The 4,476-nt window shown below is 66.4% G+C and carries 6 protein-coding genes and 1 pseudogene; 1 reads left to right on the top strand and 6 read right to left on the bottom strand.

The window, feature by feature from the left end; genetic code table 11:
- Positions 1-249: 249 nt before the first annotated feature.
- The 3 genes from U9980_RS23000 to U9980_RS22990 form a co-directional block, all read right to left on the bottom strand.
- Positions 250-585 (bottom strand): hypothetical protein, encoded by a 336-nt coding sequence (locus U9980_RS23000; RefSeq protein ID WP_322769847.1) that lies wholly within the window; start codon positions 583-585, stop codon positions 250-252.
- 513 nt (positions 586-1,098) lie between these two features.
- Complete coding sequence (locus U9980_RS22995) at positions 1,099-1,389, bottom strand: hypothetical protein (protein ID WP_322769846.1); 291 nt, start codon at positions 1,387-1,389, stop codon at positions 1,099-1,101.
- A 328-nt stretch (positions 1,390-1,717) separates the two neighbouring features.
- Positions 1,718-2,344, bottom strand: a complete 627-nt coding sequence (locus U9980_RS22990; protein WP_322769845.1) for a TetR/AcrR family transcriptional regulator — start codon at positions 2,342-2,344, stop codon at positions 1,718-1,720.
- Positions 2,345-2,406: 62 nt separating this feature from the next.
- Between U9980_RS22990 and U9980_RS22985 the strand changes: the two genes are divergently transcribed.
- Positions 2,407-3,258 (top strand): alpha/beta fold hydrolase, encoded by an 852-nt coding sequence (locus tag U9980_RS22985; protein WP_322769844.1) that lies wholly within the window; start codon positions 2,407-2,409, stop codon positions 3,256-3,258.
- A 340-nt stretch (positions 3,259-3,598) separates the two neighbouring features.
- On the opposite strand, the gene U9980_RS22980 is transcribed toward U9980_RS22985, so the two are convergent.
- From U9980_RS22980 to U9980_RS22970, 3 genes and pseudogenes are all read right to left on the bottom strand, one after another.
- The gene (locus tag U9980_RS22980) at positions 3,599-4,003 is read right to left on the bottom strand and encodes a type II toxin-antitoxin system VapC family toxin (RefSeq protein WP_322769843.1); all 405 of its coding nucleotides are present in this window, start codon (positions 4,001-4,003) and stop codon (positions 3,599-3,601) included.
- Positions 4,000-4,233, bottom strand: a complete 234-nt coding sequence (locus U9980_RS22975; protein WP_322769842.1) for an AbrB/MazE/SpoVT family DNA-binding domain-containing protein — start codon at positions 4,231-4,233, stop codon at positions 4,000-4,002. The genes U9980_RS22980 and U9980_RS22975 overlap by 4 nt, the downstream gene beginning before the upstream one ends.
- Before the next feature lie 43 nt (positions 4,234-4,276).
- Positions 4,277-4,476: pseudogene (locus U9980_RS22970) on the bottom strand (hypothetical protein); the annotation flags it as partial.

Below are 4,476 nucleotides of genomic sequence, written 5' to 3'. Positions count from 1 at the left end.
CATGGTCGCTGCTCTCCAGGTGGCCGCGGCGATCGCCGCAGAGATCGCGGAACCCGCCGGTGATGGAACCCGCCGGTGAGCGAAGGTGTCCTGATGCCGGTGTATCAGGCGTGGTTCATGAGGCTTGCGGCAGCTGCCGCGCCCAGCTATCTCTCAACGTCGAGAGTTCCTACTACGCCCAACTGCCTGACACGGTTTCGTGTCGGAGTTTGGGTGAATTCATTCTCCTGCAGAGCCGGCATGGTTCGGTCAGAATCCCGGGTGGTCCAGCGGGACCCACCCGGGACCGCTTCTCGTGTCCGCTGTCTCGTGATAACTGCTACCACCATCGTGGCCCGCTTCGGGATTGACCACGCTGATGACGCTGTGCCAGGCGACGGCTTCGGTGAGCCGTCGCACTGCACCCCCCGATCTGGGTCGGCCCTGGACCCAGCCGGTGAAGTTCTGGACCACGTGTATCCACGTGTGTCCCCTGTGTCCCAGCACCGAGACGCCGGGGCTGTCGTCGTAGACAACTGCGCGGTCGGTAATCCGCTGGCTTTCTGGCAGCGGGTCGTCCGCGCCACTACCGCTCCCACGCAGCATCGTCTGCCACGACGAGCTCAGCGGCGGACCAGTCTTGAAATAGACTGCTTCGGGACCGGACCATTGCCTGGGATGCAACTCCGTGTATCGGGCGCGAGCGCCCGGATCGAGGTCGAAGACGATTTCGATACCGTTCGCAAAATAGGCACCGACAGGAATGAACCCGAGCCTTCGGCCGAGCTGGCTGGTTCCTGAGTTAGCGAACCGACCAGCCTGTACACCAGTCGTCGCCGCAGCGCCGGCATCGGGTTGACGTGCAACGGCGGCGGCCACGGCGATGTTACCTGCCTGGCGCTGGAGTTGGAGCAACCGGTGTTCACGGCCGGTGTATCTCGCGGCGCCAGTCGACCCCACCGATGGCTTTGGCGATCGTACGCGCGTGGACGCTGGGATTTGGGATTCATCAAGAATCCGGGCTGTCGATCGCATGTCAGAGCTCCTTGTAGATCTTTTGTTTGATCAGGGACTGCCTGGACGCGACGGATCGGACAGAATATCTAAAGCAGGGCGGAATCAAGCGGTCACTGCGACGGTGCGCTGCAGCAGCTCGTCGAAGAACGCGACCTCGTAGGAGGACCCCAGTTCCTGGGCGACGCGGCCCGCCAGTGCGTAGCCTCGCTCGTTCCAGTCGGTCTGGACCTGTTCGCTCGGCCAGCAGTAGCCGTTAGCGCTCAGCCAGCGGTCGTAGTCGGCCGACCACCGGACGAGCTCGTCGCGCAGCACGTCGGTCAGTTGCAGCGCGTCGGGCGAGAGCATCCCGCTTCTCTCGCCGGACCACAGCGGAAAGGCGCGGTAGTCGGCCATCACCGTCACCTCTCGGATTGCCACACCCGTCATTTAACGCCGCAGCGGCCTTGAGCACGAGAGCATGCGCCGCGAGGATCGTGGCGTCAGGTCTCCATCAGACTTGCGGCCGTCGTGGCGCCGAGTACCGTCACCGGGTCCCGCAGCCGCTTCCAGCGCAGGCCCGTCGCGATCGTTTCCACCGAACGCACGGCGCCTGTGTTGTCGCTACCGCCATGCACGTACAGGGCGTATGGCCTTCGTGCGATCGTTTCCAAGATCGGATAATGTACGCAATCGCAGAAGTACCATCAACCAGGGCGGTCAGCCGGCCCAAGGGGTCGGCTCCTCAGCGGGTGAGTCCCTCGATGAGGAGCTCGAAAACGTTGGCCATCTCGGCGCGGGCTGTCTCGGCGTCGTTTGCCCGGGCGATGTAGAGGGCTGCCTCGTCGCTGGCCCCCATGAGGACGTGGGCGAGCGGTCCGACCGGTTGCCGCCGGATGCGGCCGGCGTCGATACCCCAAGCGAGCACGTCTCGGACGAGGCCAAAGACGTGGCGGGCGCATAGTTCCCGCCACTCGGCCCAGCCCAACACCGACGGTCCGTCGAGCAGGACTATTCGGTGGACTTCCGGCTCGACGCAAATCCGCAACCAGGCACGCGCGGCCAGCCTCAGCGCCTCGATCGGGTCGGTTGAGCCCACGGCAGCGACCTCGGCCGCGATGCGGGCCGCGACGTCCGCCTCGACGGCCTCGACGACCGCGGCGAACAGGGCGGACTTGTCGACGAACTGGTGATAGAGCGCCCCCCGGCTCACCCCGGCTGCCGCCACGATCGCCTCCGTTCCGACCGAGGCGAAGCCCTCCTCGGCGAACAGCCGCCGGCCCGCCGCGATCAACGCCGCCTGCGTCGCCGCGGAACGGTCCACCTGGCGGCGCCGCTGGGACTGCGGTTCTGGGCTTGGCAACGCGGGCACGGACCGATTCTCCTCCGTCAGCACTATTGTTTTACATACAGTCTGTCTGTATGTTTTTTGTCATGAAAGCCTCACTGTCTGTTGACGTCATCGACCTGCCCCAAGGCCAAGTCTCGTACCGCGCGGCGGGGCCGCACGCGTCCGACCGGCCGCCGGTGGTGTTCCTGCACGGGCTCCTCGTTGACGGCCAGCTGTGGGCCGCCGTGGCCGACCTGCTCGCCGAGCGCGGCGTGCGCAGCTACGCGCCGAGCCTGCCCCTTGGAGCCCACCCGACGCCGATGCATCCCGACGCCGACCTCACCCCGCGGGGCGTTGCCCGCCTAGTGCTCGACCTCATCGCAGCGCTCGACCTGCGGGACATCACCCTCGTCGGCAATGACACCGGCGGTGCGATCGCCCAGTTCGTCCTCGACACCGACCCGGCCCGTATCGGCCGGGTCGTGCTGACCAACTGCGACGCGTTCGACACATTTCCCCCTCCCCCATTCACGCTGCTCGTGCGCGCGCTCCGCCACCCGGCATTGGTCTCGATGATCGCCCTCAGCCTCCGTTCCGTGCGGCTGCGGCACGGTCGACTCGGATTCGGCCCCCTGGCGAGCAGGCCCTTCGACCCCGAGATGACCAGTGCCTGGGTCAGGCCGCTGGCCGACGGGAGCGTCCGACGCGACGTGGCGAAACTGGCCCGTGGCATCGACCCGAGGGACCTGCTCGACGTCTCGACACGGCTCGGGAAGGTAGCGAAGCCAGTCCGCCTCCTGTGGGGCGACGCCGACCGTTACTTCCGCGTCGACCTCGGTCGACGCCTCGTCGAGACCTTCGCCGACGCGACCCTCGAGACCGTTGCGGGCGGCCGCACGTTCCTCCCCCTCGACCACCCCGACCGCGTAGCCGCCACCATCCTCGCCGCGGCTTGAATCTCCCGGTGCCCAATCCCGCCGCGCATTGTTCCGTGCAGGGGTTGTTGAAGACGGTCAAAACAGGAGGAAACGAATGAAATGGCCGCGCCCGCACGCACTGCGCCGGCGGTGCCGTTGTTCCCGTGGACATACAAGGCGTACGGCCGACCCACGGTCGCGTCCAGACAGGGGTAGTAGATCTGGTCGCAGCACCCTCGCTGGCGTAGGGGTCGAGGCAATCTTGAAAAGGTGCCCGTCTCGCCCGCCCTCATCAGGGCATCAGGGCATCAGGGCCGCGGAGGTAGCCGCGCCGAGCTCCCAGCAGGCTTCGCAGCGGCCGCGTCCGGGGCGCCGAACATCAAGGTGCGATCAGCTCGACCTTCGGAAAGTACGTCCGGTACCGGACGGCGTCGCGAGTAAGCAGCCGATAGCCGGCGACGGCCGCGTGTGCGCCGATCAGGAAGTCTGGCAGGGGCGATGTCCTCGTCCCACCCCGTCGGCGGTAGTTCGTATAGGAATTGCCAGCAAGGAAGGCCGCCGGGTACGGGAGACTGTCACGTCGAAAGACCTCTGGCCGGAGCGTGTCATCGAGATCCTCTATCCGCGGATAGCGGACGGAGACCTCCGCGTAGATAATAGGATTGATGACGAGCTGCGCCTCATCCGCGGCCGCCGCGATCGCATCGGCATACCAGTCGCCCCACCGGGGATCGTCACCAAGCAGGTCGAGCAGCACGTTGCTGTCAACCAGGACGGACGTCACTCGTCGCGGGTGAACGCCATGATCTCATCTGTGGACATGCCCGGCGGAGCCGTGCCACGAAGCCGGCGCACAATGCGCTGGCCGCGCCCATCGCCCGGACCTGACTCCACGCGCACGATGTGGACGCCGTCGTCATCAAAAATAATCTTTATTTCGCTGCCCGGGAGGAGATCGGCCTTCTCTCGGATCTCTACCGGGATCGTCACCTGGCCCTTGGACGTGATCCGCATCGAGGCCTCCTACTTTTCAAAGTAAGAGCATTATGCGCCCCCGCTACGGCACAAGACTGGCGACAGGCATCGCGCTGAGTTCCCAGCAGGCTTCGCGGGCGGCGGCGTCCATCTCGCCGACCACGGTGACCGGGTCGCGCAGGCGCTTCCAGCGCAGGCCGGCGCGAGGTAGGTGACGGCGTGCGCCGGTTCGAACAGCCGCCACGTCCGCCGAGCCGCGGTCTCCTCGGCACGCACCCCAGT

Source organism: Protofrankia sp. Cr1 (genome assembly GCF_963555865.1).
GTDB lineage: Bacteria > Actinomycetota > Actinomycetes > Frankiales > Frankiaceae > Protofrankia.
The sequence above is the reverse complement of the archived record's forward strand: the minus strand, read 5'-3'. Positions and strand labels throughout refer to the sequence as shown.